The sequence below is a fragment of the Streptomyces sp. HPF1205 genome (assembly GCF_020400825.1).
Taxonomy (GTDB): domain Bacteria; phylum Actinomycetota; class Actinomycetes; order Streptomycetales; family Streptomycetaceae; genus Actinacidiphila.
The window spans coordinates 111159-136581 of record NZ_JAINVH010000014.1 but is presented as its reverse complement, the minus strand read 5'-3'; the positions used below and the strand labels follow the sequence as shown (position 1 = coordinate 136581).

At 68.5% G+C, this 25423-nt stretch carries 38 protein-coding genes; 36 read left to right on the top strand and 2 right to left on the bottom strand.

Annotated features, from left to right (window positions below; all coding sequences use genetic code 11):
- The first annotated feature begins 123 nt into the window (after positions 1–123).
- The 6 genes from K7G61_RS18130 to tuf all read left to right on the top strand — a co-directional run bounded on the left by K7G61_RS18130 (position 124) and on the right by tuf (position 5892).
- Positions 124–576, top strand: a complete 453-nt coding sequence (locus K7G61_RS18130) for a helix-turn-helix transcriptional regulator (protein WP_225847907.1) — start codon at positions 124–126, stop codon at positions 574–576.
- 219 nt (positions 577–795) lie between these two features.
- Positions 796–1254 (top strand): DUF1707 and DUF4190 domain-containing protein, encoded by a 459-nt coding sequence (locus tag K7G61_RS18125; protein WP_225847906.1) that lies wholly within the window; start codon positions 796–798, stop codon positions 1252–1254.
- 350 nt (positions 1255–1604) lie between these two features.
- Positions 1605–1976, top strand: a complete 372-nt coding sequence (rpsL, locus tag K7G61_RS18120; protein WP_014144289.1) for a 30S ribosomal protein S12 — start codon at positions 1605–1607, stop codon at positions 1974–1976.
- 3 nt (positions 1977–1979) lie between these two features.
- Positions 1980–2450, top strand: coding sequence for a 30S ribosomal protein S7 (gene rpsG, locus K7G61_RS18115; RefSeq protein ID WP_225847905.1), 471 nt, complete (start codon positions 1980–1982; stop codon positions 2448–2450).
- A 39-nt stretch (positions 2451–2489) separates the two neighbouring features.
- Positions 2490–4616 (top strand): elongation factor G, encoded by a 2127-nt coding sequence (fusA, locus tag K7G61_RS18110; protein WP_225847904.1) that lies wholly within the window; start codon positions 2490–2492, stop codon positions 4614–4616.
- Positions 4617–4698: 82 nt separating this feature from the next.
- Positions 4699–5892 carry an elongation factor Tu gene (tuf, locus tag K7G61_RS18105; RefSeq protein WP_225847903.1) on the top strand — a complete coding sequence of 398 codons (1194 nt, stop codon included), beginning with the start codon at positions 4699–4701 and terminating at the stop codon, positions 5890–5892.
- A gap of 131 nt (positions 5893–6023) precedes the next feature.
- On the opposite strand, the gene K7G61_RS18100 is transcribed toward tuf, so the two are convergent.
- Positions 6024–7817: a PIG-L family deacetylase gene (locus K7G61_RS18100; protein WP_225847902.1), complete on the bottom strand. Its 1794-nt coding sequence runs from the start codon at positions 7815–7817 to the stop codon at positions 6024–6026.
- 115 nt (positions 7818–7932) lie between these two features.
- On the bottom strand, positions 7933–8508 hold the full coding sequence (locus K7G61_RS18095) for a Uma2 family endonuclease (protein ID WP_225847901.1): 576 nt from the start codon (positions 8506–8508) through the stop codon (positions 7933–7935).
- 510 nt (positions 8509–9018) lie between these two features.
- Here K7G61_RS18095 and rpsJ point away from each other — a divergent pair.
- The 30 genes from rpsJ to K7G61_RS17945 all read left to right on the top strand — a co-directional run bounded on the left by rpsJ (position 9019) and on the right by K7G61_RS17945 (position 25290).
- On the top strand, positions 9019–9327 hold the full coding sequence (gene rpsJ / locus K7G61_RS18090; RefSeq protein ID WP_014144312.1) for a 30S ribosomal protein S10: 309 nt from the start codon (positions 9019–9021) through the stop codon (positions 9325–9327).
- Positions 9328–9340: 13 nt separating this feature from the next.
- Positions 9341–9985: a 50S ribosomal protein L3 gene (gene rplC / locus K7G61_RS18085; RefSeq protein ID WP_225847900.1), complete on the top strand. Its 645-nt coding sequence runs from the start codon at positions 9341–9343 to the stop codon at positions 9983–9985.
- Positions 9986–9989: 4 nt separating this feature from the next.
- On the top strand, positions 9990–10646 hold the full coding sequence (gene rplD / locus K7G61_RS18080; protein WP_225847899.1) for a 50S ribosomal protein L4: 657 nt from the start codon (positions 9990–9992) through the stop codon (positions 10644–10646).
- Positions 10646–10984 carry a 50S ribosomal protein L23 gene (gene rplW, locus K7G61_RS18075; protein ID WP_225847898.1) on the top strand — a complete coding sequence of 113 codons (339 nt, stop codon included), beginning with the start codon at positions 10646–10648 and terminating at the stop codon, positions 10982–10984. Before rplD ends, rplW begins: the two co-directional genes overlap by 1 nt.
- 51 nt (positions 10985–11035) lie before the next feature.
- Positions 11036–11872 carry a 50S ribosomal protein L2 gene (gene rplB, locus K7G61_RS18070; protein WP_225847897.1) on the top strand — a complete coding sequence of 279 codons (837 nt, stop codon included), beginning with the start codon at positions 11036–11038 and terminating at the stop codon, positions 11870–11872.
- 12 nt (positions 11873–11884) lie between these two features.
- Positions 11885–12166: a 30S ribosomal protein S19 gene (gene rpsS / locus K7G61_RS18065; protein ID WP_225847896.1), complete on the top strand. Its 282-nt coding sequence runs from the start codon at positions 11885–11887 to the stop codon at positions 12164–12166.
- Between the two features lie 47 nt (positions 12167–12213).
- Positions 12214–12561 carry a 50S ribosomal protein L22 gene (gene rplV / locus K7G61_RS18060; protein ID WP_225847976.1) on the top strand — a complete coding sequence of 116 codons (348 nt, stop codon included), beginning with the start codon at positions 12214–12216 and terminating at the stop codon, positions 12559–12561.
- Positions 12561–13388, top strand: coding sequence for a 30S ribosomal protein S3 (rpsC, locus tag K7G61_RS18055; protein ID WP_225847895.1), 828 nt, complete (start codon positions 12561–12563; stop codon positions 13386–13388). The genes rplV and rpsC overlap by 1 nt, the downstream gene beginning before the upstream one ends.
- Positions 13389–13394: 6 nt before the next feature.
- Positions 13395–13814 (top strand): 50S ribosomal protein L16, encoded by a 420-nt coding sequence (gene rplP, locus K7G61_RS18050; protein ID WP_225847894.1) that lies wholly within the window; start codon positions 13395–13397, stop codon positions 13812–13814.
- On the top strand, positions 13814–14047 hold the full coding sequence (gene rpmC / locus K7G61_RS18045) for a 50S ribosomal protein L29 (RefSeq protein WP_225847893.1): 234 nt from the start codon (positions 13814–13816) through the stop codon (positions 14045–14047). The genes rplP and rpmC overlap by 1 nt, the downstream gene beginning before the upstream one ends.
- Complete coding sequence (gene rpsQ / locus K7G61_RS18040; RefSeq protein WP_225847892.1) at positions 14047–14337, top strand: 30S ribosomal protein S17; 291 nt, start codon at positions 14047–14049, stop codon at positions 14335–14337. The genes rpmC and rpsQ overlap by 1 nt, the downstream gene beginning before the upstream one ends.
- A 176-nt stretch (positions 14338–14513) precedes the next feature.
- On the top strand, positions 14514–14882 hold the full coding sequence (gene rplN / locus K7G61_RS18035) for a 50S ribosomal protein L14 (RefSeq protein WP_037912379.1): 369 nt from the start codon (positions 14514–14516) through the stop codon (positions 14880–14882).
- Positions 14883–14885: 3 nt separating this feature from the next.
- Entirely contained in the window at positions 14886–15209 is a 324-nt protein-coding gene (rplX, locus tag K7G61_RS18030; protein WP_225847891.1) for a 50S ribosomal protein L24, read from the top strand.
- Positions 15209–15769, top strand: coding sequence for a 50S ribosomal protein L5 (rplE, locus tag K7G61_RS18025; RefSeq protein WP_225847890.1), 561 nt, complete (start codon positions 15209–15211; stop codon positions 15767–15769). The genes rplX and rplE overlap by 1 nt, the downstream gene beginning before the upstream one ends.
- Entirely contained in the window at positions 15769–15954 is a 186-nt protein-coding gene (locus tag K7G61_RS18020) for a type Z 30S ribosomal protein S14 (RefSeq protein WP_225847889.1), read from the top strand. Before rplE ends, K7G61_RS18020 begins: the two co-directional genes overlap by 1 nt.
- Positions 15955–16066: 112 nt before the next feature.
- Complete coding sequence (rpsH, locus tag K7G61_RS18015; protein ID WP_225847888.1) at positions 16067–16465, top strand: 30S ribosomal protein S8; 399 nt, start codon at positions 16067–16069, stop codon at positions 16463–16465.
- 21 nt (positions 16466–16486) lie between these two features.
- On the top strand, positions 16487–17026 hold the full coding sequence (rplF, locus tag K7G61_RS18010; RefSeq protein WP_225847887.1) for a 50S ribosomal protein L6: 540 nt from the start codon (positions 16487–16489) through the stop codon (positions 17024–17026).
- Positions 17027–17028: 2 nt separating this feature from the next.
- On the top strand, positions 17029–17412 hold the full coding sequence (rplR, locus tag K7G61_RS18005; RefSeq protein WP_225847886.1) for a 50S ribosomal protein L18: 384 nt from the start codon (positions 17029–17031) through the stop codon (positions 17410–17412).
- Between the two features lie 37 nt (positions 17413–17449).
- A complete protein-coding gene (gene rpsE / locus K7G61_RS18000; protein WP_225847885.1) occupies positions 17450–18055 on the top strand; it encodes a 30S ribosomal protein S5 in 606 nt (201 codons plus the stop codon).
- The gene (gene rpmD / locus K7G61_RS17995; RefSeq protein WP_018558884.1) at positions 18055–18237 is read left to right on the top strand and encodes a 50S ribosomal protein L30; all 183 of its coding nucleotides are present in this window, start codon (positions 18055–18057) and stop codon (positions 18235–18237) included. Before rpsE ends, rpmD begins: the two co-directional genes overlap by 1 nt.
- A gap of 2 nt (positions 18238–18239) precedes the next feature.
- On the top strand, positions 18240–18692 hold the full coding sequence (rplO, locus tag K7G61_RS17990) for a 50S ribosomal protein L15 (RefSeq protein ID WP_263984520.1): 453 nt from the start codon (positions 18240–18242) through the stop codon (positions 18690–18692).
- A 202-nt stretch (positions 18693–18894) separates the two neighbouring features.
- A complete protein-coding gene (secY, locus tag K7G61_RS17985) occupies positions 18895–20211 on the top strand; it encodes a preprotein translocase subunit SecY (protein WP_225847884.1) in 1317 nt (438 codons plus the stop codon).
- Complete coding sequence (locus K7G61_RS17980) at positions 20211–20867, top strand: adenylate kinase (RefSeq protein ID WP_225847883.1); 657 nt, start codon at positions 20211–20213, stop codon at positions 20865–20867. The genes secY and K7G61_RS17980 overlap by 1 nt, the downstream gene beginning before the upstream one ends.
- A gap of 201 nt (positions 20868–21068) precedes the next feature.
- Complete coding sequence (map, locus tag K7G61_RS17975; RefSeq protein ID WP_225847882.1) at positions 21069–21905, top strand: type I methionyl aminopeptidase; 837 nt, start codon at positions 21069–21071, stop codon at positions 21903–21905.
- Positions 21906–22053: 148 nt separating this feature from the next.
- On the top strand, positions 22054–22275 hold the full coding sequence (infA, locus tag K7G61_RS17970; protein ID WP_003956442.1) for a translation initiation factor IF-1: 222 nt from the start codon (positions 22054–22056) through the stop codon (positions 22273–22275).
- Between the two features lie 37 nt (positions 22276–22312).
- Positions 22313–22426 carry a 50S ribosomal protein L36 gene (rpmJ, locus tag K7G61_RS17965; protein WP_003956441.1) on the top strand — a complete coding sequence of 38 codons (114 nt, stop codon included), beginning with the start codon at positions 22313–22315 and terminating at the stop codon, positions 22424–22426.
- A gap of 188 nt (positions 22427–22614) precedes the next feature.
- Positions 22615–22995, top strand: a complete 381-nt coding sequence (gene rpsM / locus K7G61_RS17960) for a 30S ribosomal protein S13 (RefSeq protein ID WP_225847881.1) — start codon at positions 22615–22617, stop codon at positions 22993–22995.
- 70 nt (positions 22996–23065) lie between these two features.
- Positions 23066–23470: a 30S ribosomal protein S11 gene (gene rpsK / locus K7G61_RS17955; RefSeq protein WP_093786119.1), complete on the top strand. Its 405-nt coding sequence runs from the start codon at positions 23066–23068 to the stop codon at positions 23468–23470.
- Between the two features lie 28 nt (positions 23471–23498).
- Complete coding sequence (gene rpsD, locus K7G61_RS17950) at positions 23499–24125, top strand: 30S ribosomal protein S4 (protein WP_225847880.1); 627 nt, start codon at positions 23499–23501, stop codon at positions 24123–24125.
- Between the two features lie 142 nt (positions 24126–24267).
- Complete coding sequence (locus K7G61_RS17945) at positions 24268–25290, top strand: DNA-directed RNA polymerase subunit alpha (RefSeq protein WP_225847879.1); 1023 nt, start codon at positions 24268–24270, stop codon at positions 25288–25290.
- Positions 25291–25423 lie beyond the last annotated feature (133 nt).

Here is a 25423-nt window from a genome sequence, read left to right as displayed (position 1 = left end):
CGCTCACGCGAAGTCCGCCGGAAAGTACGGATTTCTTGCCGGTTGGACCTGCTCGGTCTGTGGTCATTTCGTGCGTGCAAGCGCGCTACGATAGAGAGTCCCCCCTCTAGAGAGCAGGCAGGCATGACCGCTAGTGAACTCGATGCCTTCGCGGCCTGGATCGAAGAGCTGATGCGCCGGCGGGGCTACGACATCGACAGCCCGCGCGGCGGCGGCAAGTCCCGGATCGCCGACGACGCGGGGGTGCACCGTGCCGCCGTGACCCGGCTGCTGCAGCGGCAGAGCATGCCCGATCTGGAGACCACCCGCCGGCTGGCGCGCGTGCTGGACGTGCCCGTGCGCGAGATGCTCATCCGCTCGGGCCGGCTGACCGCCGAGGAGCTGCCGCTGCCGACTGCCGGCGCCGCCGTGTCCGCGGGCCGGGCGGCGAGCGCCGACCGCCCGCCGTCCCTGGAGGAGTTGGCGGAGGCGCTCGGCGTGCCGGCAGACCAGCGCAGGATGTTCGTCAAGGTCGTCGGCCAGTTCCTGCCCGGGGAGGCGGAGGCGCCGCGCGGCGAGGGCGCCGGATCGGACTGACCGCCCCGCCGCCCCGGCCTGCCCCGCCCCGCCCGACCGGCCTGGCCACCGCCCCTGTCACCGCCCCTGTCACCGTGCCGGCCCGACCGGCCCGGCCGGGCACGCCCCGGCCCGCGTGCCCGGCCCACCGCCCGATCCGCCCCTCCGTCCCGCGTCCCGGCCGGCGCGCGGTCGCCCGTGGACGCGGCGGGAGGCGCCTGCGGGAGGCATGATGGAGAGATGCTGGCCGGTGACGCGGATCGGGAACACGCGGTGGGCCTCCTCAAGGAGGCGTTCGCCGAGGGGCGGTTGACGCAGAGCGAGTACGAGGACCGGATCGGCCGCGCGTACCAGGCGCGGACCTACGGCGACCTGGACGTCCTGACCGGGGACATCCCGCACGGCCTGCCGCCGGTCCAGGCCCCGCCGGCCTTCTGGCCGTACCCCCCGGCCCCGCCGCGTACCAACGGCTACGCCGTGGGCTCCCTGGTCTGCGGCATCGCGGGCACCATGTTCGGCCTGCCCGCCGTGCCCGCCATCGTCCTCGGCCACATCGCCCGCCGCCGTATCCGCCGGACCGGCGAGCAGGGAGACGGCCTGGCGGTGGCCGGGCTGGTACTGGGATACGTTGTGACGGGCCTCATGCTGGCCGTGACCGTCCTGCTCGCGGGGCTCGTCGCGTGGACCGCGCACGGCTAGCGGGCGTGGACCGCGCACGGCCGGCGGGCGGCGCCCGGGTGTCCGGCGGGCCGCGGCCGGGTGTCCGGCGCGTGCGGGCCGCCGGGCCTTCCGGGCCGGTGCCCTTATCGCCGTCGGAGATCTGTTTTGACCGGAGCTGACGGGCTGGGTAATCTCTGACTTTGTGCCTGGGGTGTGCCCGGGTTCTTGCGCGTGCCATCGGACCGCGCGGGAAACACCGAGGCCGCGATGCCGTCCTACCGCACTTCTCCGTCACTACGGAAGCGTGCGGGGTGCGCGACACACCCGACCGCGTGGGTCGGTCCCCGGGTTAGATTTATCGAGATCGGCACACAGAAACCGGAGAAACGGTGCCTACGATCCAGCAGCTGGTCCGCAAGGGCCGGCAGGACAAGGTCGAGAAGAACAAGACGCCCGCGCTGAAGGGTTCCCCGCAGCGCCGCGGCGTTTGCACACGCGTGTACACGACCACCCCGAAGAAGCCGAACTCGGCCCTCCGTAAGGTCGCGCGTGTGCGTCTGACCAGCGGTATCGAGGTCACCGCTTACATCCCGGGCGAGGGGCACAACCTGCAGGAGCACTCCATCGTGCTCGTGCGCGGCGGCCGTGTGAAGGACCTGCCGGGTGTTCGTTACAAGATCATCCGTGGATCCCTCGACACGCAGGGCGTCAAGAACCGCAAGCAGGCCCGCAGCCGCTACGGCGCCAAGAAGGAGAAGTAAGCAATGCCTCGTAAGGGCCCCGCCCCGAAGCGTCCGGTCATCATCGACCCGGTTTACGGCTCCCCGCTGGTGACGTCGCTGGTCAACAAGATCCTCCTGCACGGCAAGCGCTCCACCGCCGAGCGCATCGTCTACGGTGCCCTGGAGGGCCTGCGGGAGAAGGCCGGCACCGACCCGGTCATCACCCTCAAGCGCGCGCTGGAGAACATCAAGCCCACCCTTGAGGTCAAGTCCCGCCGCGTCGGTGGCGCGACCTACCAGGTGCCGGTCGAGGTCCGCCCGGGCCGCCAGAACACCCTGGCGCTGCGCTGGCTGGTCGGTTACTCCCGCGCCCGTCGCGAGAAGACGATGACCGAGCGCCTGATGAACGAGATCCTCGACGCCAGCAATGGTCTGGGCGCCTCCGTGAAGCGTCGCGAGGACACGCACAAGATGGCCGAGTCCAACAAGGCCTTCGCGCACTACCGCTGGTAGTCAGCAACCCCATCGAGAACCGAGAGAAGACTGAGCCACATGGCCACCACTTCGCTTGACCTGGCCAGGGTCCGCAATATCGGGATCATGGCCCACATCGACGCGGGCAAGACGACGACCACCGAGCGGATCCTGTTCTACACCGGTGTCTCCTACAAGATCGGTGAGGTCCACGACGGCGCCGCCACCATGGACTGGATGGAGCAGGAGCAGGAGCGCGGCATCACGATCACGTCCGCCGCGACCACCTGTCACTGGCCGCTGGATGATGTCGACCACACCATCAACATCATCGACACCCCCGGGCACGTCGACTTCACCGTCGAGGTGGAGCGCTCGCTGCGCGTCCTCGACGGCGCCGTCACCGTCTTCGACGGTGTCGCCGGTGTGGAGCCGCAGTCCGAGACGGTCTGGCGGCAGGCCGACCGCTACGGCGTGCCCCGCATCTGCTTCGTCAACAAGCTCGACCGCACCGGCGCGGAGTTCCACCGCTGCGTCGACATGATCGTGGACCGCCTGGGCGCGACCCCGCTGGTCATGCAGCTCCCGATCGGTGCCGAGGCCGACTTCAAGGGCGTGGTGGACCTCGTCCGCATGAAGGCCCTGGTGTGGTCGCCCGAGGCGACCAAGGGCGAGATGTACGACGTCGTCGACATCCCGGCCACGCACACCGAGGCGGCCGACGAGTGGCGCGGCAAGCTGCTGGAGGCCGTCGCCGAGAACGACGACGAGATGATGGAGCTGTACCTGGAGGGCACCGAGCCCACCGAGGAGCAGCTGTACGCGGCGATCCGCCGTATCACCATCAACTCCGGCAAGGGCGGCGGCACGACCGTCACCCCGGTGTTCTGCGGTACCGCGTTCAAGAACAAGGGCGTGCAGCCGCTGCTCGACGCCGTCGTGCGCTACCTGCCTTCTCCCGTCGACATCGAGGCCATCGAGGGCCACGCGGTCAACGACGCGGAGGAGATCATCAAGCGCAAGCCGTCGGACGACGAGCCGCTGTCCGCGCTGGCGTTCAAGATCATGAGCGACCCGCACCTGGGCAAGCTCACCTTCGTCCGGATCTACTCCGGTCGCCTGGAATCCGGTTCGGCCGTGCTGAACTCGGTGAAGGGCAAGAAGGAGCGCATCGGCAAGATCTACCGCATGCACGCGAACAAGCGTGAGGAGATCGACTCGGTGGGCGCCGGCGACATCGTCGCCGTCATGGGCCTGAAGCAGACCACCACCGGTGAGACGCTGTGCGACGACAAGAACCCGGTGATCCTGGAGTCGATGGACTTCCCGGCGCCGGTCATCCAGGTCGCGATCGAGCCCAAGTCCAAGGGTGACCAGGAGAAGCTGGGTGTCGCCATCCAGCGGCTCGCGGAGGAGGACCCCTCCTTCCAGGTCCACTCGGACGAGGAGACCGGCCAGACCATCATCGGCGGCATGGGCGAACTGCACCTGGAGGTGCTGGTCGACCGGATGCGGCGCGAGTTCAAGGTCGAGGCCAACGTCGGCAAGCCGCAGGTGGCCTACCGCGAGACCATCCGCAAGACGGTCGAGAAGGTGGAGTACACCCACAAGAAGCAGACCGGTGGTACGGGCCAGTTCGCGCGGGTCCAGATCGCGCTCGAGCCGATCGAGGGCGGCGACGCCTCCTACGAGTTCGTCAACCAGGTCACCGGTGGCCGCATCCCCCGCGAGTACATCCCGTCGGTGGACGCGGGCTGCCAGGAGGCCATGAAGTTCGGCATCCTGGCCGGCTACGAGATGGTGGGCGTCCGCGTCACCCTTCTCGACGGTGCCTACCACGAGGTCGACTCCTCCGAACTCGCGTTCAAGATCGCCGGGTCGCAGGCCTTCAAGGAGGCCGCGCGCAAGGCCAGCCCCGTACTCCTCGAACCGATGATGGCCGTCGAGGTCACCACCCCCGAGGACTACATGGGCGACGTCATCGGCGACCTCAACTCCCGCCGTGGCCAGATCCAGGCCATGGAGGAGCGCAGCGGTGCCCGGGTCGTCAAGGGCCTGGTCCCGCTGTCGGAGATGTTCGGCTACGTCGGTGACCTGCGGTCGAAGACCTCGGGCCGGGCCAGCTACTCCATGCAGTTCGACTCCTACGCCGAGGTTCCGCGGAACGTCGCCGAGGAGATCATCGCGAAGGCCAAGGGCGAGTAACCCGCCGTAGGCTTGAATTCCAGCAAAGATCACCTGGCGCCGATGAAGCAAGGCGTACAGATCCACTTCCAGGAGGACCCCAGTGGCGAAGGCGAAGTTCGAGCGGACTAAGCCGCACGTCAACATCGGCACCATCGGTCACATCGACCACGGTAAGACGACCCTTACCGCGGCGATCACGAAGGTGCTGCACGACGCGTACCCGGACCTGAACGAGGCCTCGGCCTTCGACCAGATCGACAAGGCTCCCGAGGAGCGCCAGCGCGGTATCACCATCTCCATCGCGCACGTCGAGTACCAGACCGAGACGCGTCACTACGCCCACGTCGACTGCCCCGGTCACGCGGACTACATCAAGAACATGATCACCGGTGCGGCGCAGATGGACGGCGCCATCCTGGTGGTCGCCGCCACCGACGGCCCGATGCCGCAGACCAAGGAGCACGTGCTCCTGGCCCGCCAGGTCGGCGTGCCGTACATCGTGGTCGCCCTGAACAAGGCGGACATGGTGGACGACGAGGAGATCCTGGAGCTCGTCGAGCTCGAGGTCCGTGAGCTGCTCTCCGAGTACGAGTTCCCGGGCGACGACCTGCCGGTCGTGCGCGTCTCCGCGCTCAAGGCCCTTGAGGGCGACAAGGAGTGGGGCGACAAGCTCCTCGGCCTGATGAAGGCCGTGGACGAGGCCATCCCCACCCCCGAGCGTGACGTCGACAAGCCGTTCCTGATGCCGATCGAGGACGTCTTCACGATCACCGGTCGCGGTACGGTCGTCACCGGCCGTATCGAGCGCGGTATCCTGAAGGTCAACGAGACGGTCGACATCATCGGCATCAAGGAGCAGAAGACCTCGACCACCGTCACCGGTATCGAGATGTTCCGCAAGCTCCTCGACGAGGGCCAGGCCGGTGAGAACGTCGGTCTGCTGCTCCGCGGCATCAAGCGCGAGGACGTCGAGCGCGGCCAGGTCATCATCAAGCCGGGTTCGGTCACCCCGCACACCGAGTTCGAGGCGCAGGCGTACATCCTGTCCAAGGACGAGGGCGGCCGCCACACGCCGTTCTTCAACAACTACCGCCCGCAGTTCTACTTCCGTACCACGGACGTGACCGGCGTGGTGTCCCTCCCCGAGGGCACCGAGATGGTCATGCCGGGCGACAACACCGCCATGACGGTCCAGCTGATCCAGCCGGTCGCCATGGAGGAGGGCCTGAAGTTCGCCATCCGCGAGGGTGGCCGCACGGTGGGCGCCGGCCAGGTCACCAAGATCGTCAAGTGACCTCGCGCTAGCATCCGGCTCCGGCCGGCAGGGGCCCCGCGTTCACCAGGACGCGGGGCCCCTTGGCGTACCCGGGGGAGTCCTCGCAAGGCCGGGCCCGCGGAAGACCGGCTCCTCGGAAGACCGGCTCCTCAGAGGACCAGGTCCCGGCGGAAGCGCCGGCCGCTCGCCGGGTGGGGGTACGAGAGCTCGACGCCGGTCCCCGACCTGCGGGCCGCGGGGATGTCGCCGGGGAGGGGCAGGCCCTTCAGCGGGCGGTAGGCGACGGGGCCGCCGGGGACGTCCTGGGCCCAGTGGTGCACGGCCACGTGGCCGGCGCCGAAGACATGGATCCGGCCCGAGGCGTCGGTCAGCGCGGCGAGCCCTTCCTGGACCTCGCCGCCGCGCAGGTTCCGCCACGGAGTCCAGCGGCCGTCGGCCAGGACCCGCTCGGACAGCCCGCGTGCCGCGTTGCGTACGAAGAGGTGGACCCGGCCGTCGGGGGTGAGCAGGGCGACGGGCGAGCCGACGCGGCGGCCGCGGTCGTCGTCGGGCTCGGGGTTGCCCAGCGACCGCCAGCCCGGGCCCTGCGACCAGACCACGATGTCCCGCGCGTTGCGCCCGCCGTGCCCCTCGAGCGAGGCGAAGCGCAGGGCGAACAGCCGGACGGTCCCGTCGGGGGTGCGCACGCACGACAGCGCGGGAGCCAGCGGCCCGCCCCCGAGATCCTGCGCCGGGCCCCACACGCCGGGCCGGGTCTCGGTGCGCCGTACCGCCCGCAGCCCCAGCACCTCGAAGGCGGTCCGTCCGCCCGGGGTGTCCGCGATCGCCGTCCGCGTACCGGGATAGCGCGGGTGGGTGGACCGTATCCAGCCCTTGTGGTTGGTCAGCGGCTCGTTCTCGCCCTGGCCGTAGTCCCCGCAGCCACTGGGGTTCCCGCAGTGCCAGGCCATGTTGCCGCCGTACTGGTAGAGGAAGCGCGCCTTGAGGGCGACCGTCGCCGGCGGGAGGTTCTTCGGCCAGCGCTGGTTGTAGTAGCCGCGGTAGGCGGCCGAGGTGAAGCGCGGCACCGTGCCGTCCTTGGCCGCGGACCGCGCCACCCACTCGTCCATCGCCTTCCAGGCGAACAGCGCGGCGGCGGTGTGGTCGCGGTGGTCGGAGTAGCCGGGCTGGTCGCTGCCCTTGGGGTGCTTCCTGTCGTGGACCTGGATGTCGGGATCCGGGTCGAGGGTGCGTATGTGGGTCGGTCCGTACCGGTCCATGAGGTCGACGAGGGCGTCGACGAGCTTGGCGCGGGTCCAGACCGCGGGCTTGTCGGCGGGGGAGGGCGCGCCCTTGGCGACGATGTACGGGAGCGCGACGCCGGAGCGGCTCCACATCATGGGCAGGCTGGCGGTCGGACCCCACTCGTGCATGGACACCTGCAGGAACACCAGCCGGGCGGTCATCGCGCCGCTGGTCAGGGTGTCCACCTCGACGGGGATGCCGCTGCCGAGCGCGATCACCTCCCGCTGCCAGGGGGTGAAGTGGGGCAGGCCGAGCATGGCGGCGTACGCCTGGCGCAGCCCCTGGTGGCGCGCCGAGGAATACCCGTCGAGGTCGTGTTCGTGGTGCCTCCTCGGGCCGTACGGCTCGTGGTTGACGCCCGTCGCCTCTCCGGCCGTGACGTACACGGACACCACCGGGACGCCCGCCCGCAGGCTGGTGTACGTGTCCGGGTTCATGAAGAACAGGTCGTCGTCCGGGTGCGCCAGTATGTTCATGACCACCTGGCCGGCGGGCGTCTCCCGGTACGGCTGGGTGGCGCGCGGGTCCGGCAGCGTGAGCCGCCGCGCCGTGGCCTTCGCGCCGACGCCGCACCCCGCGACCGCGCCGCCCGCTCCGGCCGCGACGGCCACCGCGGCTGCCACCAGCCCGCGCCGGGACGGCCCCCCTGCTGACAGCACCCTCATACCTGTGAAGAGCGCTCCGGGCGGGCCGGGGTTCCGCCCCGTGGACGCGTGTTCGGCGTTGCGGGTTCCGGCGGCGGTTCAGGCGCCGGTTCCGGAGCGCGGGGCGAGTTCAGCGGGCAAGCGCCCCGGGGTTGAGCTCGACGCGGAACGGAACGGCGGCCATGAACGCATCCCGGTGCACGCCCGTGGCCACGTAGCCGCGAGTGGTGTCGTCCAGCTCGTAGGTGTGGATGACGGGCAGCCCGTCCTCGTCCTCGATACGCCACAGGTTCCGAACACCCGCGTCGGCGTACAGCCCGGGCTTGTATCGCCGGTCGCGGTCCTCCGACTCCGCCGACACCACTTCGACCAGCAGCGCGACATCGGCAGGCAGGAACCGGGTGCGCCGCGGGTCGTACGGGACCGAAGCGACGACCACGTCGGGTTCCGGTCGACTCCGTCGGTTCAGCTTCACCGTCATCTGGGCCTCGACCGTCCACCCCGACGGTGCGGCGGCTTCGAGCGCTGCGGTGAGGCGCCGGATCACGCGGTCGTGCCAGCTGCGTTGCGGAGACATGTTGAAGATCAGCGCTCCGTCGAGCAACTCGATGTGGCGGGGGGCGTCGGGCGGGAGCAGGTCGAGATCGTCCGCCTCCCACCCGCTGTCGCGCGGTGGATACATCCACTGCGGCAGGGCAGTGCTCATCGCGACGCTCCTTCAGCGGAATGGGCCCGGCTGCTTCCGTGCTCAGCATGCCACGGCTCCCCCTGACGGGCGGGGCCGTTTCGCGCGGGGTCCGGGGACGAGGCGGCGCGAGGACGCCGTCCGGCCGCCCTCAGGTTTGGCGGGCCACTCGTCAGGGGTAAGCTGACCCGCTCGATTGGCGCCGGGCTGCCGGTGTATGGCAAACTACCCAAGTTGCTCGGTCGAGCGCCGATGCTGCGCGCCTCCCGTCGGGAGGACCGGAAGCGAGTCCCACAGTACTCGTCGTCCTATCTGCCCTCCGGGCAGCGCTGGGGCGGACGTACGGGAATCTTCCGGGAAGCGTCAGTGCGGCTCCGGCCAGGCATCCGGTGGGGTCTCTCCCACGAACCTCCCTGGGGCAGGGAATTCCGCATGCGGAGAATCATGTGCCAGGGGCGCGACACGCCCGACCGCGTGGGTCGGACGAGCGGATGCCAGAGCGTATACAGAGACAAGGACTACGGAGTAGCCATGGCGGGACAGAAGATCCGCATCCGGCTCAAGGCCTACGACCACGAGGTCATCGACTCCTCGGCGAAGAAGATCGTCGAGACGGTGACCCGTACCGGTGCGCAGGTCGCGGGCCCGGTGCCGCTGCCCACTGAGAAGAACGTGTACTGCGTCATCAAGTCGCCGCACAAGTACAAGGACTCGCGCGAGCACTTCGAGATGCGCACGCACAAGCGCCTGATCGACATCCTCGACCCGACGCCGAAGACCGTTGACTCGCTGATGCGCCTGGACCTGCCGGCCGGCGTCGACATCGAGATCAAGCTCTGAGAGGCGCGGACAGATGACCAAGCAGATCAAGGGCATCCTGGGCGAGAAGCTCGGCATGACCCAGGTCTGGGACGAGAACAACCGTGTCGTCCCGGTGACCGTGGTCAAGGCCGGTCCCAACGTCGTCACCCAGGTGCGTACCAACGACACCGACGGCTACGAGGCGGTCCAGCTCGCGTTCGGCGAGATCGACCCGCGCAAGGTGAACAAGCCGCTCAAGGGCCACTTCGCCAAGGCCGACGTCACCCCGCGCCGCCACCTGGTGGAGCTGCGCACCGCCGACGCCACCGAGTACACGCTCGGCCAGGAGATCACCGCCACGGTGTTCGAGGCCGGCGTCAAGGTGGACGTGACCGGCAAGAGCAAGGGCAAGGGCTTCGCCGGTGTCATGAAGCGGCACAACTTCGGCGGCCTCGGCGCCGGCCACGGTGTGCAGCGCAAGCACCGCTCCCCGGGCTCCATCGGCGGCTGCGCCACCCCGGGCCGCGTGTTCAAGGGCCTGCGCATGGCCGGCCGCATGGGCAACGAGCGGGTCACCACCCAGAACCTGACCGTCCACGCCGTTGACGCGGAGAAGGGCCTGCTCCTGATCAAGGGCGCGGTTCCTGGTCCGAACGGCGGCCTCGTCCTGGTCCGCACCGCGGCCAAGGGGGCCTGAGGATATGAGCACCATTGACATCCTGTCGCCGTCCGGCGACACCGCCGGGACCGTAGAGCTCCCGGCCGAGATCTTCGACGCCAAGGTCAGCATCCCGCTGATCCACCAGGTCGTCGTCGCGCAGCTGGCCGCGGCCCGCCAGGGCACGCACAAGACCAAGACGCGCGGCGAGGTCCGCGGTGGCGGCAAGAAGCCGTACCGCCAGAAGGGCACCGGCCGGGCCCGCCAGGGCTCGACCCGCGCGCCGCAGTTCGCCGGCGGTGGCGTCGTGCACGGCCCCGTGCCGCGCGACTACTCGCAGCGGACCCCGAAGAAGATGAAGGCCGCCGCGCTGCGCGGTGCCCTCACCGACCGGGCGCGCCACAACCGCGTCCACGTCGTGACCGGCGTCGTCGAGGGCGAGGCCCCGTCGACCAAGGCCGCGAAGAGCCTGCTGGGCAGGATCAGCGAGCGCAAGCACGTGCTGCTGGTCCTGGAGCGCTCCGACGAGGCCGCCTGGCTGTCGGCGCGCAACCTGCCCCAGGTGCACATCCTGGACGCCGGCCAGCTGAACACGTACGACGTGCTCGTCTCCGACGACGTGGTCTTCACCAAGGCCGCCTTCGACCGGTTCGTGGGTGTCGGCAACGGCGCCGCCGAGACCGAAGGGAGCGACGCCTGATGGCCGAGCAGACCGTGACGCAGACCGCCGTCACCAGCAAGACGTACACGGACCCCCGTGACATCCTGTTCAAGCCGGTGGTCTCCGAGAAGAGCTACGCGCTGCTGGACGAGAACAAGTACACGTTCATCGTCGACCCGCGCGCCAACAAGACCCAGATCAAGCAGGCCGTCGAGGCGGTCTTCCAGGTCAAGGTCATCGGGGTCAACACGATCAACCGGCCGGGCAAGCGCAAGCGCACCCGTACCGGCTTCGGCAAGCGCGCCGACACCAAGCGCGCCATCGTGACCCTCGCCGAGGGCGACCGCATCGACATCTTCGGCGCTCCGACCGCCTGACGGCGGCCGGGACGTCCTGATAGTCCGGAAAATTCCGAGGACTGAGAGACAATGGGTATCCGCAAGTACAAGCCGACGACCCCGGGCCGTCGTGGCTCCAGCGTCGCCGACTTTGTCGAGATCACGCGGTCCACGCCGGAGAAGTCGCTGGTCCGCCCGCTGCACAGCAAGGGCGGCCGTAACAACGCCGGTCGTGTGACCGTCCGCCACCAGGGCGGTGGCCACAAGCGCGCCTACCGTGTCATCGACTTCCGGCGGCACGACAAGGACGGCGTGCCCGCGAAGGTCGCGCACATCGAGTACGACCCCAACCGCACCGCGCGCATCGCGCTGCTGCACTACGCCGACGGCGAGAAGCGCTACATCCTCGCCCCGGCCCGGCTGCGACAGGGCGACCGGATCGAGAACGGCGCGGGCGCCGACATCAAGCCGGGCAACAACCTCCCGCTGCGCAACATCCCGGTCGGCACCACGATCCACGCGATCGAGCTGCGGCCCGGCGGCGGCGCCAAGATCTCCCGCTCCGCGGGATCTTCGGTGCAGCTGCTGGCGAAGGAGGGCAACATGGCCACCCTTCGCATGCCGTCCGGCGAGGTCCGGATGGTGGACGTGCGCTGCCGCGCCACCATCGGCGAGGTCGGCAACGCCGAGCAGTCCAACATCAACTGGGGCAAGGCCGGCCGCATGCGCTGGAAGGGCGTCCGCCCGACCGTCCGCGGTGTCGCCATGAACCCGGTGGACCACCCGCACGGTGGTGGTGAGGGCAAGACCTCGGGTGGCCGCCACCCGGTCTCCCCCTGGGGTCAGAAGGAGGGTCGCACCCGCTCTCCCAAGAAGGCGAGCAGCAAGCTGATCCTCCGCCGCCGCAAGACGAACAAGAAGCGCTAGGAGCGGGTGTAGATGCCGCGCAGTCTCAAGAAGGGGCCCTTCGTCGACGACCACCTGAGCAAGAAGGTGGACGCCCAGAACGAAGCCGGCACCAAGAACGTCATCAAGACCTGGTCCCGCCGCTCGATGATCGTCCCGGCGATGCTGGGCCACACGATCGCGGTGCACGACGGCCGTAAGCACGTCCCGGTGTTCGTCACTGAGTCGATGGTCGGCCACAAGCTCGGCGAGTTCGCGCCGACCCGCACCTTCCGCGGCCACGAGAAGGACGACCGCAAGTCGCGTCGTCGCTGATCAGCGGCAAGGAACGCCAGACCATGACAGACACTGAAGGGACAACCATGGAAGCCAGGGCCCAGGCGCGGTACATCCGCGTCACGCCCATGAAGGCCCGCCGCGTGGTGGACCTCATCCGTGGCATGGACGCCACGGAGGCTCAGGCGGTCCTGCGATTCACGCCGCAGGCCGCGAGCGTGCCGGTCGGCAAGGTGCTGGACAGCGCCATCGCCAACGCCGCGCACAACTACGACCACACGGACCCGAAGTCGCTGTACATCAGCGAGGCGTACGTGGACGAGGGCCCGACCCTGAAGCGGTTCCGTCCGCGCGCCCAGGGCCGCGCCTACCGGATCCGCAAGCGGACCAGCCACATCACCGTGGTCGTCGCCAGCAAGGAAGGGACCCGGTAATGGGCCAGAAGGTTAACCCGTACGGGTTCCGGCTCGGTGTGACCACGGACTTCAAGTCCCGCTGGTACGCCGACAAGCTGTACAAGGACTACGTCAAGGAAGACGTCGCCATCCGCCGGATGATGACGCAGGGCATGGAGCGGGCCGGCATCTCCAAGGTGGAGATCGAGCGCACCCGCGACCGCGTCCGCGTCGACATCCACACCGCCCGGCCGGGCATCGTCATCGGCCGCCGCGGCGCGGAGGCCGACCGTATCCGCGGCGACCTGGAGAAGCTGACCGGCAAGCAGGTCCAGCTCAACATCCTCGAGGTCAAGAACCCGGAGATGGACGCGCAGCTGGTGGCCCAGGCGGTCGCCGAGCAGCTCTCCTCGCGTGTCTCCTTCCGGCGTGCCATGCGCAAGAGCATGCAGGGCACCCTGAAGGCCGGCGCCAAGGGCATCAAGATCCAGTGCGGTGGCCGCCTCGGCGGCGCCGAGATGTCCCGCTCGGAGTTCTACCGCGAGGGTCGGGTTCCGCTGCACACCCTGCGCGCCAACGTGGACTACGGCTTCTTCGAGGCCAAGACCACCTTCGGCCGGATCGGTGTGAAGGTCTGGATCTACAAGGGCGACGTGAAGAACATCGCCGAGGTGCGCGCCGACAACGCGGCCGCCCGCGCCGGCAACCGTCCGGCCCGCGGCGGCGGCAACGAGCGTCCGCAGCGCCGCGGCGGCGAGCGCGGTGGCCGCGGCCGGCGTCCGCAGCAGGAAGGCGCCCAGGCCGCCAAGGCCGAGGCGCCCGCCGCTGAGGCCCCGGCGGCGGAGACCCCCGGAACGGAAGGCTGAGCAACAATGCTGATCCCCCGCAGGGTCAAGCACCGCAAGCAGCACCACCCCAAGCGCGACGGCATGGCCAAGGGCGGCACCGAGCTGGCGTTCGGCGAGTTCGGCCTGCAGGCCATCACCCCGGCGTACGTGACCAACCGGCAGATCGAGTCCGCTCGTATCTCCATCACCCGTCACATCAAGCGTGGCGGCAAGGTCTGGATCAACATCTACCCGGACCGCCCGCTGACCAAGAAGCCGGCCGAGACCCGCATGGGTTCCGGCAAGGGTTCGCCGGAGTGGTGGATCGCGAACGTCAAGCCGGGACGGGTGATGTTCGAGCTGTCTTTCCCGAACGAGAAGGTCGCGCGTGAGGCGCTCACCCGAGCCGCCCACAAGCTTCCGATGAAGTGCCGCATCGTGCGGCGCGAGGCAGGTGAGTCGTGATGGCGGCCGGTACCAAGGCGACCGAGCTGCGCCAGCTTGGTGACGAGGAGCTCGTCGGCAAGCTGCGCGAGGCCAAGGAGGAGCTTTTCAACCTCCGCTTCCAGGCGGCCACCGGACAGCTGGAGAACAACGCCCGGCTGAAGACCGTCCGCAAGGAGATCGCCCGGATCTACACCCTGATGCGCGAGCGCGAGCTGGGCATCGAGACCGTGGAATCGGTGGAGAACGCCTGATGAGCGAGAGCAGTGTGACTGAGACCAACGCGACCGAGCAGCGCGGCTTCCGCAAGACCCGTGAGGGTCTGGTTGTCAGCGACAAGATGGACAAGACCGTCGTGGTCGCCGTCGAGGACCGCGTCAAGCACGCCCTGTACGGCAAGGTCATCCGCCGTACCAGCAAGCTCAAGGCGCACGACGAGCAGAACGCCGCCGGCATCGGCGACCGCGTCCTCCTGATGGAGACCCGGCCGCTGTCCGCCACGAAGCGCTGGCGCGTCGTGGAGATCCTGGAGAAGGCGAAGTAATTCCGCGGGGCGACTCGCGGGTCCGGTCCGGCCGGGCCGTGTGACGCAAGTCAGCGGTCCGGCCGGTACCGGTCGGCAATTCCTGCGGGGAATCCCCCGCAGGACAGTTCCGCCAGGCTCGGCCCGGCGCGCGCGGCGCGTCGGCCCGGGAACCGGCAGACACACAGGAGAAAGACGTGATCCAGCAGGAGTCGCGACTTCGTGTCGCCGACAACACGGGTGCCAAGGAGATCCTTTGCATCCGCGTTCTCGGCGGCTCCGGTCGCCGCTACGCGGGCATCGGTGACGTCATCGTCGCCACCGTCAAGGACGCGATCCCCGGTGGCAACGTGAAGAAGGGCGAGGTCGTCAAGGCTGTCGTCGTGCGCACCGTGAAGGAGCGCCGTCGTGCCGACGGCTCGTACATCCGCTTCGACGAGAACGCGGCCGTCATCCTCAAGAACGATGGCGACCCGCGCGGCACCCGCATCTTCGGCCCGGTCGGCCGTGAGCTGCGCGAGAAGAGGTTCATGAAGATCGTCTCGCTCGCGCCGGAGGTGCTGTAACCGATGAAGATCAAGAAGGGCGACCTGGTCCAGGTCATCACCGGCAAGGACAAGGGCAAGCAGGGCAAGGTCATCGTGGCCTACCCCCGCGAGGACCGTGTCCTGGTCGAGGGTGTGAACCGGGTCAAGAAGCACACCAAGGCCGGTCAGACCGACCGCGGTTCCAAGACCGGCGGCATCATCACCACCGAGGCCCCCATCCACGTCAGCAACGTTCAGCTGGTCGTGGAGAAGGACGGCAAGAAGGTCGTGACCCGCGTCGGCTACCGCTTCGACGAGAACGGCAACAAGATCCGCGTTGCCAAGCGGACCGGTGAGGACATCTGATGACTGCCACCACCACGACCCCGCGCCTGAAGGCGCGCTACCGCGAGGAGATCGCGGGCAAGCTGCGTGACGAGTTCAAGTACGAGAACGTCATGCAGATCCCCGGTCTGACCAAGATCGTGGTCAACATGGGTGTGGGCGACGCCGCCCGCGACTCCAAGCTGATCGAGGGCGCGATCCGCGACCTCGCCACGATCACCGGCCAGAAGCCGCAGGTCACCAAGGCCCGCAAGTCCATCGCTCAGTTCAAGCTGCGCGAGGGTCAGCCGATCGGTGCGCACGTCACCCTGCGCGGTGACCGGATGTGGGAATTCCTGGACCGGCTGCTGTCGCTCGCGCTGCCGCGCATCCGCGACTTCCGCGGACTGTCGCCCAAGCAGTTCGACGGCCGGGGCAACTACACCTTCGGTCTCACCGAGCAGGTCATGTTCCACGAGATCGACCAGGACAAGATCGACCGCGTCCGGGGTATGGACATCACCGTGGTCACCACGGCGACCAACGACGACGAGGGCCGGGCCCTGCTTCGTCACCTCGGCTTCCCCTTCAAGGAGGCGTGATGGCGAAGAAGGCTCTGATCGCTAAGGCCGCCCGCAAGCCCAAGTTCTCGGTGCGCGCCTACAACCGCTGCCAGCGCTGCGGCCGGCCGCACTCCGTCTACCGCAAGTTCGGCCTGTGCCGTGTGTGCCTCCGTGAGATGGCGCACCGCGGCGAACTGCCGGGCGTGACCAAGAGCTCCTGGTAAGCAGGACCGAACCACTACGCCGTAGGTCCCCGCTCCACACCCGTCCCCGGCAAGTCCGGGGGAGAGGGACGGAGCAGACAGGAAACCCCGGCGAGAGAGGCCCAGTGCCAACATGACCATGACCGACCCCATCGCAGACATGCTGACCCGTCTGCGCAATGCGAACTCGGCGTACCACGACGACGTGCAGATGCCGTACAGCAAGATCAAGTCGCACATCGCGGAGATCCTCCAGCAGGAGGGCTACATCACCGGATGGAAGGTCGAGGAAGCCGAGGTCGGCAAGAACCTCGTCCTGGAGCTGAAGTTCGGCCCCAACCGCGAGCGCTCGATCGCCGGCATCAAGCGGATCAGCAAGCCGGGCCTTCGGGTCTACGCAAAGTCCACCAACCTGCCGAAGGTGCTCGGCGGCCTGGGCGTGGCGATCATCTCCACGTCCCACGGTCTGCTCACCGGCCAGCAGGCGCAGAAGAAGGGCGTGGGTGGGGAAGTCCTCGCCTACGTCTGGTAACCGGGAAAGAGAGGTAGAGCAATGTCGCGCATCGGCAAGCTGCCCATCTCGGTTCCCGCCGGAGTGGACGTCACCATCGACGGCCGGACGGTCGCGGTGAAGGGCCCCAAGGGCTCGCTCACCCACACCGTCGCCGCGCCGATCGAGATCGCAAAGGGCGAGGACGGCGTACTGCTGGTCACCCGCCCCAACGACGAGCGTGAATCGAAGGCCCTGCACGGCCTGTCCCGCACGCTGGTGGCGAACATGATCACCGGCGTGACCGCGGGCTACGCCAAGCAGCTGGAGATCAGCGGTGTCGGCTACCGCGTCCAGGCCAAGGGCTCCGCGCTGGAGTTCTCCCTGGGCTACAGCCACCCGATCCTCGTCGAGGCCCCCGAGGGGATCGCCTTCAAGGTCGAGTCCCCGACCAAGTTCTCGGTCGAGGGCATCGACAAGCAGAAGGTCGGCGAGGTGGCGGCGAACATCCGCAAGCTGCGCAAGCCCGACCCGTACAAGGCCAAGGGCGTGAAGTACGCCGGCGAGGTCATCCGCCGCAAGGTCGGAAAGGCTGGTAAGTAGCCATGGCATACGGTGTGAAGATCGCCAAGGGCAAGGCGTACAAGGGCGCGGCCCTCAAGCGCCGCCACATCCGGGTCCGCAAGAAGGTCTCGGGTACGGCGGAGCGTCCGCGCCTGGTCGTGACGCGCTCCAACCGCGGCATCGTGGCGCAGGTCATCGACGACCTCGCGGGCCACACGCTCGCGTCGGCGTCGACCCTCGACTCGTCCATCCGCGGCACCGAAGGCGACAAGAGCGCCAAGGCGAAGCAGGTCGGCCAGTTGGTGGCCGAGCGTGCCAAGGCCAAGGGCATCGAGGCTGTCGTGTTCGACCGCGGCGGCAACCAGTACGCGGGGCGGATCGCCGCTCTGGCGGACGCCGCCCGCGAAGCCGGTCTGAAGTTCTGAGCCCGGTCCGAGCGGAAAACGAAGAGAGGTAATTCCCATGGCTGGACCCCAGCGCCGCGGAAGCGGGGCCGGTGGCGGCGAGCGACGGGACCGCAAGGACCGGCGGGACGGCGGCCAGCAGGCCGAGAAGACCGCCTACGTCGAGCGGGTCGTCGCGATCAACCGCGTCGCCAAAGTTGTGAAGGGTGGTCGTCGCTTCAGCTTCACCGCGCTTGTCGTGGTGGGCGACGGTGACGGCACCGTCGGTGTCGGGTACGGCAAGGCCAAGGAGGTGCCGGCCGCCATCGCCAAGGGTGTGGAGGAGGCCAAGAAGCACTTCTTCAAGGTCCCCCGCATCCAGGGCACCATCCCGCACCCCATCCAGGGCGAGAAGGCGGCGGGCGTCGTCCTGCTCAAGCCCGCCTCCCCGGGTACCGGTGTGATCGCCGGTGGTCCGGTGCGCGCCGTGCTGGAGTGCGCTGGCATCCACGACGTGCTGTCCAAGAGCCTCGGCTCGGACAACGCGATCAACATCGTGCACGCCACGGTGGCGGCGCTCCAGGGCCTGCAGCGGCCCGAGGAGATCGCGGCCCGCCGCGGCCTGCCGCTCGAGGACGTCGCGCCCGCGCCGCTGCTGCGCGCGCGTGCCGGGGTGGGTGTGTGATGGCACGTCTGAAGGTCACCCAGGTCAAGTCCTACATCGGCAGCAAGCAGAACCACCGTGACACCCTGCGTTCGCTCGGCCTGAAGCGGCTGAACGACGTGGTGGTCAAGGAGGACCGCCCGGAGATCCGCGGCATGGTCCACACCGTCCGCCACCTCGTCACGGTCGAGGAGGTCGACTGATCATGGCTGACAGCCCGATCAAGATCCACAACCTCCGTCCGGCCCCGGGCGCCAAGACCGCCAAGACCCGTGTGGGTCGCGGTGAGGCGTCCAAGGGCAAGACGGCCGGTCGCGGCACCAAGGGCACCAAGGCCCGCTACCAGGTTCCGGAGCGCTTCGAGGGTGGGCAGATGCCGCTGCACATGCGGCTGCCCAAGCTCAAGGGCTTCAAGAACCCCTTCCGTACCGAGTACCAGGTCGTCAACCTGGACAAGCTCGCGGCCCTCTACCCCGAGGGCGGCGAGGTCACCGTTGCCGACCTGGTCGCCAAGGGTGCCGTGCGGAAGAACCAGCTCGTCAAGGTGCTCGGCACCGGCGAGGTCTCCGTGGCGCTGCAGGTGACCGTGGACGCGGTCTCCGGCTCCGCCAAGGAGAAGATCACCGCTGCCGGCGGCAGCGTGAACGAGCTCGTCTGAGCTCACGCGTCACCCGACCGGGGGCGCCCAGGCACCATCGGGCGTCCCCGGTCGTCATTCCTGTGAATCGTTCCTGTGATTTTCCCTGCGCGGCTGGTCATTCTCACCGGGCCCGCCTCGCCGGTAAAGTGGCGGGCACTGTCATCAGTCAGATACCTCAGAGACGTCCTTCCGCCGCCGGGCGGGGGGTGCAGGAGGCACCGTGCTCACCGCGTTCGCCCGGGCGTTCAGGACGCCCGACCTGCGCAAGAAGCTGCTGTTCACGCTGAGCATCGTGGTGGTCTACCGGCTCGGTGCCCATGTTCCGCTGCCCGGTATCGACTACACGGTGGTCAACCAGTGCATCAAGGACACGAAGGGCAGCAACAGCCTCTTCGGCCTGGTGAACCTGTTCAGCGGCGGCGCGCTGCTCCAGCTGACCATCTTCGCGCTGGGGATCATGCCGTACATCACGGCGAGCATCATCCTGCAGCTCCTCACCGTGGTCATCCCACGCCTGGAGGCCCTGAAGAAGGAGGGCCAGGCCGGGCAGACCAAGATCACCCAGTACACCCGGTATCTGACGGTGGCCCTGGCGGTCCTGCAGGGCACGGGCCTGGTGGCCACCGCCCGCTCCGGCAGCCTGTTCTCCAGCTGCTCCAACCGGTTCGACATCGTGCCGAACCAGTCGATCTTCACCACCATCACCATGGTCACCACCATGACCGCGGGCACCGTGGTGATCATGTGGCTCGGTGAGCTGATCACCGACCGCGGCATCGGCAACGGCATGTCGATCCTGATGTTCGTCGCCATCGCGGCCGGCTTCCCCGGCTCGCTGTGGGGGATCAAGGTCGCCGGCCACATCGCCGGCGGCTGGGTGGAGTTCCTCGCGGTCATCGCGGTCGGCCTCGTCATCGTGGGCCTGGTGGTCTTCGTCGAACAGGCCCAGCGGCGCATCCCCGTGCAGTACGCCAAGCGCATGATCGGCCGCCGCTCCTACGGCGGCACCTCGACGTACATTCCGCTGAAGGTCAACCAGGCGGGTGTGATTCCCGTCATCTTCGCGTCGTCGCTGCTGTACATTCCGGCGCTGGTCGTCCAGTTCTCCGGGTCCACCGCGGGCTGGGCCCAGTGGATCAGCAGGAACTTCACCAAGGGCGACCACCCGATCTACATGGCGGCGTACTTCCTGCTGATCGTCTTCTTCGCGTTCTTCTACGTGGCCATCTCGTTCAACCCCGAGGAGGTCGCGGATAACATGAAGAAGTACGGAGGCTTCATTCCGGGCATCCGCGCCGGTCGCCCCACCGCCGAGTACCTCAGCTACGTGCTCAACCGCATCACGTGGCCCGGTGCGCTGTATCTGGGTCTCATCGCCCTCGTCCCGACGGTCGCGATCGCGATCTTCAACGGGAGCAATCAGAACTTCCCGCTCGGCGGCACCAGCATCCTGATCATCGTGGGTGTCGGTCTGGAGACCGTGAAGCAGATCGAGAGCCAACTCCAGCAGCGTAATTACGAAGGGTTCCTCCGCTGATGCGCATCGTCCTGGTCGGGCCCCCCGGCGCCGGCAAGGGTACGCAGGCCGCGTTCCTCGCCAAGAACCTGTCCATCCCGCACATCTCCACGGGAGACCTGTTCCGCGCCAACATCAGCCAGGGCACCGAGCTGGGCAAGAAGGCCAAGGCGTACATGGACGACGGGGCCCTGGTCCCCGACGAGGTCACGATCGGCATGGCCGAGGACCGGCTGGACCAGCCCGACGCCGCGGCCGGCTTCCTGCTGGACGGCTTCCCGCGCAACGACCACCAGGCCCGCGCGCTGGACGCCTACCTCACCCGCAAGGGCATCGCGCTGGACGGCGTGCTGGACCTGGAGGTCCCCGAGGACGAGGTGGTCAAGCGCATCGCCGGCCGCCGCACCTGCCGCAACAACAGCGCGCACACCTTCCACGTCGAGTACAAGAAGCCCAGGACCGACGGGGTGTGCGACGAGTGCGGCGGCGAGCTGTACCAGCGCACCGACGACGCCGAGGACAAGGTGCGCAACCGGCTGGAGGTCTACCACCGCGAGACCGAGCCGATCATCGACTACTACAAGCAGCAGGGCCTGGTGATGACCATCTCCGCGCTCGGCCCGGTGGCCGAGGTCACCCGGCGGGCGATGGAAGCCCTGCGCGGCGGCGACGAGTAGCCCACGAGCAACGCACGAGCAGGACACCAGCAGCACACCTGCAGCACACGAGCAGGACCGCACACGGCCGTGGTGCCCCGACGGGGACCACGGCCGTATGGTTGAACAGACACGAACAAGCAGCGAGCGAACAGCGAGCGAGCAGCGAACACGCGGGCGGCCGCAACGGCCGGAACCGCGGCGAGGAGGACGTCGGCCGCGATGGTGGAGATCAAGACCCCGGAGCAGATCGCTCGCATGCGCGCGGCCGGGCTGGTGGTCGCCGCCATCCACGAGGCGACCCGGCGCGCGGCGGTGCCCGGCGCCAGCACCAAGGACCTGGACGAGGTGGCGGCGAAGGTGCTCGCCGACCACGGCGCCAAGCCCAACTTCCTCGGTTACGGCGGCTTTCCCGGCAACATCTGCACCTCGGTCAACGACGTCGTCGTGCACGGCATCCCCGACCGTGAGACCGTCCTGAAGGACGGCGACGTGATCTCCATCGACGCGGGCGCCATCGTGGACGGCTGGCACGGGGACGCGGCCATCACCTGCTTCGTGGGCAGCGGGCACGCGCCCGAGCTGTTCGAGCTGAGCCGGGTGACCGAGGAGTCCATGTGGGCCGGCATCGCCGCGTTCCGCAAGGGCAACCGTCTTGAGGACATCTCGCGCGCCATCGAGACGTACATCCGCCGCCAGCCGCGGCCGGCCTCCGGCAAATACGGCATCGTCGAGGACTACGGCGGCCACGGCATCGGCTCGCAGATGCACATGGACCCCCATCTGCTGAACTACGTCTCCAAGAAGCGCGGCCGCGGCATCAAGCTGATCCCCGGCGTCTGCCTGGCCATCGAGCCCATGGTCACCCTCGGCTCGCCCGCCACCCACGTCCTGGACGACGAGTGGACCGTCAAGACCGACGACGGCTCCTGGTCCTCCCACTGGGAGCACTCGGTCGCCCTGACCGAGCACGGCCCCCTCGTCCTGACCGCCCCCGACGGCGGCCGGGCCAAGCTCGCCGAGTACGGGGTGACGGCGGCGCCCGACCCCCTGGCGTGACGGCCGCCCGCCCCCGCGGTGCGGGTCGGGGCCCGGCCGGGCCCCGATTCGTGTTTACGGGGCGCTTGCCGTAGACTCATACGTCGGCCCCGCGTGTCTTCCGGCATGTCCGGAGCCGACCCCGGTAGCCGACCCCCGAAAGCAGGACATGGCCAAAAAGCAAGGCGCCATCGAAATCGAGGGCACCGTTATCGAGTCTCTGCCGAACGCGATGTTCAAGGTGGAACTCCAGAACGGTCACAAAGTCCTCGCGCACATCAGTGGCAAGATGCGGATGCACTACATCCGGATCCTCCCGGATGACCGGGTCGTCGTGGAGCTGTCTCCGTACGACCTGACGCGCGGACGGATCGTCTACCGGTACAAGTAACCCCAGTGGATCCAACGACCCGGAGTACCTCAGTCCCATGAAGGTCAAGCCGAGCGTCAAGAAGATCTGCGACAAGTGCAAGGTGATCCGGCGGCACGGCCGGGTCATGGTCATCTGCGACAACCTGCGCCACAAGCAGCGCCAGGGCTGACGCACACCGACCGCTTCGCACCCGACCGCAGTACTTCGCGCGACGCGTACACGTACATACGCAGTACCCATCCCCTGTACGAAGGGCGATGACACCCCCGGTGGAGGCCGGGGACCCGGTCCGTACCTCATACGGCGGTCGGGAGCCGGTACTGCGGAAGACCTCCGAATATCCCAGGAGCCCATCAGATGGCACGCCTTTCAGGCGTTGACCTCCCGCGCGAGAAGCGCGTGGAGATCGCCCTCACCTACGTCTTCGGCATCGGCCGCTCGCTGTCGAAGCAGGTGCTGAACGAGACCGGTGTGAACCCCGACATCCGCGTCCGCGACCTGACCGAGGAAGACCTCGTCAAGTTGCGCGAGTACGTCGACGCGAACCTCAAGACGGAGGGTGACCTCCGCCGCGAGATCCAGGCCGACATCCGCCGCAAGGTCGAGATCGGCTGCTACCAGGGTCTGCGCCACCGCCGCGGCCTGCCGGTCCACGGCCAGCGCACTCACACCAACGCCCGCACCCGCAAGGGCCCGCGTCGCGCGATCGCCGGCAAGAAGAAGCCGGGCAAGAAGTAGTCCGAAGCAAGACCCCGATCAGCGGTCTTCGCTGTAGGACCGACCACCTCCACCGGGAGAGACCGAAAGAATGCCTCCTAAGGGCCGTCAGGGCGCCGTCAAGAAGGTGCGCCGCAAGGAAAAGAAGAACGTCGCGCACGGGCACGCCCACATCAAGAGCACGTTCAACAACACCATCGTCTCGATCACCGACCCGCAGGGGAACGTGATCTCCTGGGCCTCCGCCGGCCACGTCGGCTTCAAGGGCTCGCGCAAGTCCACCCCCTTCGCCGCGCAGATGGCCGCCGAGTCGGCCGCCCGCCGCGCGCAGGAGCACGGCATGCGCAAGGTGGACGTCTTCGTGAAGGGCCCCGGCTCCGGCCGGGAGACCGCGATCCGTTCCCTCCAGGCCACCGGCCTTGAGGTCGGCTCGATCCAGGACGTCACCCCGACCCCGCACAACGGCTGCCGCCCGCCCAAGCGCCGGCGCGTCTGACCAGGCTGAAACAGGAGATACGAGACAAATGGCGCGTTACACCGGGGCCGACTGCAAGCGTTGCCGTCGGGAGAAGCAGAAGCTCTTCCTCAAGGGAGCGAAGTGCGAGAGCGCGAAGTGCCCGATCGAGATCCGTCCTTACCCCCCGGGTGAGCACGGACGCGGGCGCACCAAGGACAGCGAGTACCTGCTTCAGCTGCGTGAGAAGCAGAAGTGCGCGCGGATCTACGGTGTCCTCGAAAAGCAGTTCGTGAACTACTACAAGGAAGCGAACCAGAAGACCGGCAAGACCGGTGAGAACCTGCTTCGCATCCTGGAGACCCGCCTCGACAACGTGGTGTACCGGGCCGGCTTCGCCAAGTCCCGCGACCACGCCCGTCAGCTGGTCCGGCACGGCCACATCGTGGTCAACGGCCGCAAGACCGACATCCCGTCGGCCCGCGTCGCCGTGAACGACATCATCGAGGTCCGCGAGTCGTCCCGTAACCTGACCCCCTTCCAGGTGGCCCAGGGCGAGGCCGGCGACAAGACGGTCCCCGCGTGGCTGGAGGCCAACGCCGGCCGTCTGCGGATCCTCGTGCACAGCCTGCCCGAGCGCCAGGTGATCGACACCCAGGTGCAGGAGCAGCTGATCGTCGAGCTCTACTCGAAGTAACGAGCAGCCACCGGAGCACTGCTCCGAGTGACGGGCGGTGCGGTCCCGCGGTTCCCGGGCGGGAACCGGGCCGTACCGCCCGTACCCTCGTAGTACAGGGGGCGTCAAATAGCGGGCGCCCACGACTGAAGGATCTGAACCCATGCTGATCGCTCAGCGTCCCTCGTTGACCGAAGAGGTCGTCGACGAGTTCCGCTCCCGGTTCGTCATCGAGCCGCTGGAGCCGGGCTTCGGCTACACCCTCGGCAACTCCCTGCGCCGTACGCTCCTGTCCTCGATCCCGGGTGCGGCGGTCACGTCGATCCGGATCGACGGCGTCCTGCACGAGTTCACCACCGTGCCGGGTGTCAAGGAGGACGTCACCGACCTCATCCTCAACATCAAGAGCCTCGTCGTCTCCTCCGAGCACGACGAGCCGGTCGTGATGTACCTGCGCAAGCAGGGCCCGGGTGTGGTCACCGCCGCCGACATCGCGCCGCCGGCCGGTGTCGAGGTGCACAACCCCGACCTGGTGCTGGCCACCCTGAACGCCAAGGGCAAGCTGGAGATGGAGCTGACCGTCGAGCGCGGTCGCGGCTACGTCTCCGCGGTGCAGAACAAGCAGCAGGGCCAGGAGATCGGCCGCATCCCGGTCGACTCGATCTACAGCCCGGTGCTCAAGGTCACCTACAAGGTCGAGGCGACCCGTGTCGAGCAGCGCACCGACTTCGACAAGCTGATCGTCGACGTCGAGACCAAGCAGGCCATGCGGCCGCGTGACGCCATGGCGTCGGCCGGCAAGACCCTGGTCGAGCTGTTCGGCCTGGCCCGCGAGCTCAACGTCGACGCCGAGGGCATCGACATGGGCCCGTCCCCGACGGACGCCGCCCTGGCCGCGGACCTCGCCCTGCCGATCGAGGAGCTGGAGCTCACCGTCCGCTCCTACAACTGCCTCAAGCGCGAGGGCATCCACTCGGTCGGCGAGCTGGTCGCCCGCTCGGAGGCGGACCTGCTCGACATCCGCAACTTCGGCGCCAAGTCGATCGACGAGGTCAAGGCGAAGCTGGCCGGCATGGGCCTGGCCCTCAAGGACAGCCCGCCCGGATTCGACCCGACCGCCGCCGCCGACGCCTTCGGCGCCGACGACGACGTGGACGCGGGCTTCGTGGAGACCGAGCAATACTGACCGTCTCCGACGGTTCACCGGGAAGTACGGTGAGCTTTCGGAGTGCCTCCAAGGGGCGCGGGGTCCCCCAGAGCTTCGCCTGGGGGTGCCCCCCGCGCGCAACCACCGCCGGCCGGTGGTCCGGCTGCGACAG

Coding starts and splice junctions, on each gene's coding strand:
- rpsJ (WP_014144312.1), top strand. CDS start 9,019: ATGGCGGGACAGAAGATCCGCATCCGGCTCAAGGCCTACGACCACGAG.
- rpsQ (WP_225847892.1), top strand. CDS start 14,047: ATGAGCGAGAGCAGTGTGACTGAGACCAACGCGACCGAGCAGCGCGGC.
- rplV (WP_225847976.1), top strand. CDS start 12,214: ATGGAAGCCAGGGCCCAGGCGCGGTACATCCGCGTCACGCCCATGAAG.
- rpmJ (WP_003956441.1), top strand. CDS start 22,313: ATGAAGGTCAAGCCGAGCGTCAAGAAGATCTGCGACAAGTGCAAGGTG.
- rplF (WP_225847887.1), top strand. CDS start 16,487: ATGTCGCGCATCGGCAAGCTGCCCATCTCGGTTCCCGCCGGAGTGGAC.
- rplD (WP_225847899.1), top strand. CDS start 9,990: ATGAGCACCATTGACATCCTGTCGCCGTCCGGCGACACCGCCGGGACC.
- rpsK (WP_093786119.1), top strand. CDS start 23,066: ATGCCTCCTAAGGGCCGTCAGGGCGCCGTCAAGAAGGTGCGCCGCAAG.
- rplW (WP_225847898.1), top strand. CDS start 10,646: ATGGCCGAGCAGACCGTGACGCAGACCGCCGTCACCAGCAAGACGTAC.
- rpmD (WP_018558884.1), top strand. CDS start 18,055: ATGGCACGTCTGAAGGTCACCCAGGTCAAGTCCTACATCGGCAGCAAG.
- K7G61_RS17945 (WP_225847879.1), top strand. CDS start 24,268: ATGCTGATCGCTCAGCGTCCCTCGTTGACCGAAGAGGTCGTCGACGAG.
- map (WP_225847882.1), top strand. CDS start 21,069: ATGGTGGAGATCAAGACCCCGGAGCAGATCGCTCGCATGCGCGCGGCC.
- rpsH (WP_225847888.1), top strand. CDS start 16,067: ATGACCATGACCGACCCCATCGCAGACATGCTGACCCGTCTGCGCAAT.
- rpsE (WP_225847885.1), top strand. CDS start 17,450: ATGGCTGGACCCCAGCGCCGCGGAAGCGGGGCCGGTGGCGGCGAGCGA.
- rpsC (WP_225847895.1), top strand. CDS start 12,561: ATGGGCCAGAAGGTTAACCCGTACGGGTTCCGGCTCGGTGTGACCACG.
- K7G61_RS18125 (WP_225847906.1), top strand. CDS start 796: ATGCTGGCCGGTGACGCGGATCGGGAACACGCGGTGGGCCTCCTCAAG.
- rpsG (WP_225847905.1), top strand. CDS start 1,980: ATGCCTCGTAAGGGCCCCGCCCCGAAGCGTCCGGTCATCATCGACCCG.
- K7G61_RS18130 (WP_225847907.1), top strand. CDS start 124: ATGACCGCTAGTGAACTCGATGCCTTCGCGGCCTGGATCGAAGAGCTG.
- rplO (WP_263984520.1), top strand. CDS start 18,240: ATGGCTGACAGCCCGATCAAGATCCACAACCTCCGTCCGGCCCCGGGC.
- rplC (WP_225847900.1), top strand. CDS start 9,341: ATGACCAAGCAGATCAAGGGCATCCTGGGCGAGAAGCTCGGCATGACC.
- rplR (WP_225847886.1), top strand. CDS start 17,029: ATGGCATACGGTGTGAAGATCGCCAAGGGCAAGGCGTACAAGGGCGCG.
- rplE (WP_225847890.1), top strand. CDS start 15,209: ATGACTGCCACCACCACGACCCCGCGCCTGAAGGCGCGCTACCGCGAG.
- rpsD (WP_225847880.1), top strand. CDS start 23,499: ATGGCGCGTTACACCGGGGCCGACTGCAAGCGTTGCCGTCGGGAGAAG.
- rplP (WP_225847894.1), top strand. CDS start 13,395: ATGCTGATCCCCCGCAGGGTCAAGCACCGCAAGCAGCACCACCCCAAG.
- K7G61_RS17980 (WP_225847883.1), top strand. CDS start 20,211: ATGCGCATCGTCCTGGTCGGGCCCCCCGGCGCCGGCAAGGGTACGCAG.
- rpsS (WP_225847896.1), top strand. CDS start 11,885: ATGCCGCGCAGTCTCAAGAAGGGGCCCTTCGTCGACGACCACCTGAGC.
- fusA (WP_225847904.1), top strand. CDS start 2,490: ATGGCCACCACTTCGCTTGACCTGGCCAGGGTCCGCAATATCGGGATC.
- rpsM (WP_225847881.1), top strand. CDS start 22,615: ATGGCACGCCTTTCAGGCGTTGACCTCCCGCGCGAGAAGCGCGTGGAG.
- K7G61_RS18020 (WP_225847889.1), top strand. CDS start 15,769: ATGGCGAAGAAGGCTCTGATCGCTAAGGCCGCCCGCAAGCCCAAGTTC.
- rplB (WP_225847897.1), top strand. CDS start 11,036: ATGGGTATCCGCAAGTACAAGCCGACGACCCCGGGCCGTCGTGGCTCC.
- infA (WP_003956442.1), top strand. CDS start 22,054: ATGGCCAAAAAGCAAGGCGCCATCGAAATCGAGGGCACCGTTATCGAG.
- K7G61_RS18095 (WP_225847901.1), bottom strand. CDS start 8,508: ATGAGCACTGCCCTGCCGCAGTGGATGTATCCACCGCGCGACAGCGGG.
- rplX (WP_225847891.1), top strand. CDS start 14,886: ATGAAGATCAAGAAGGGCGACCTGGTCCAGGTCATCACCGGCAAGGAC.
- rpmC (WP_225847893.1), top strand. CDS start 13,814: ATGGCGGCCGGTACCAAGGCGACCGAGCTGCGCCAGCTTGGTGACGAG.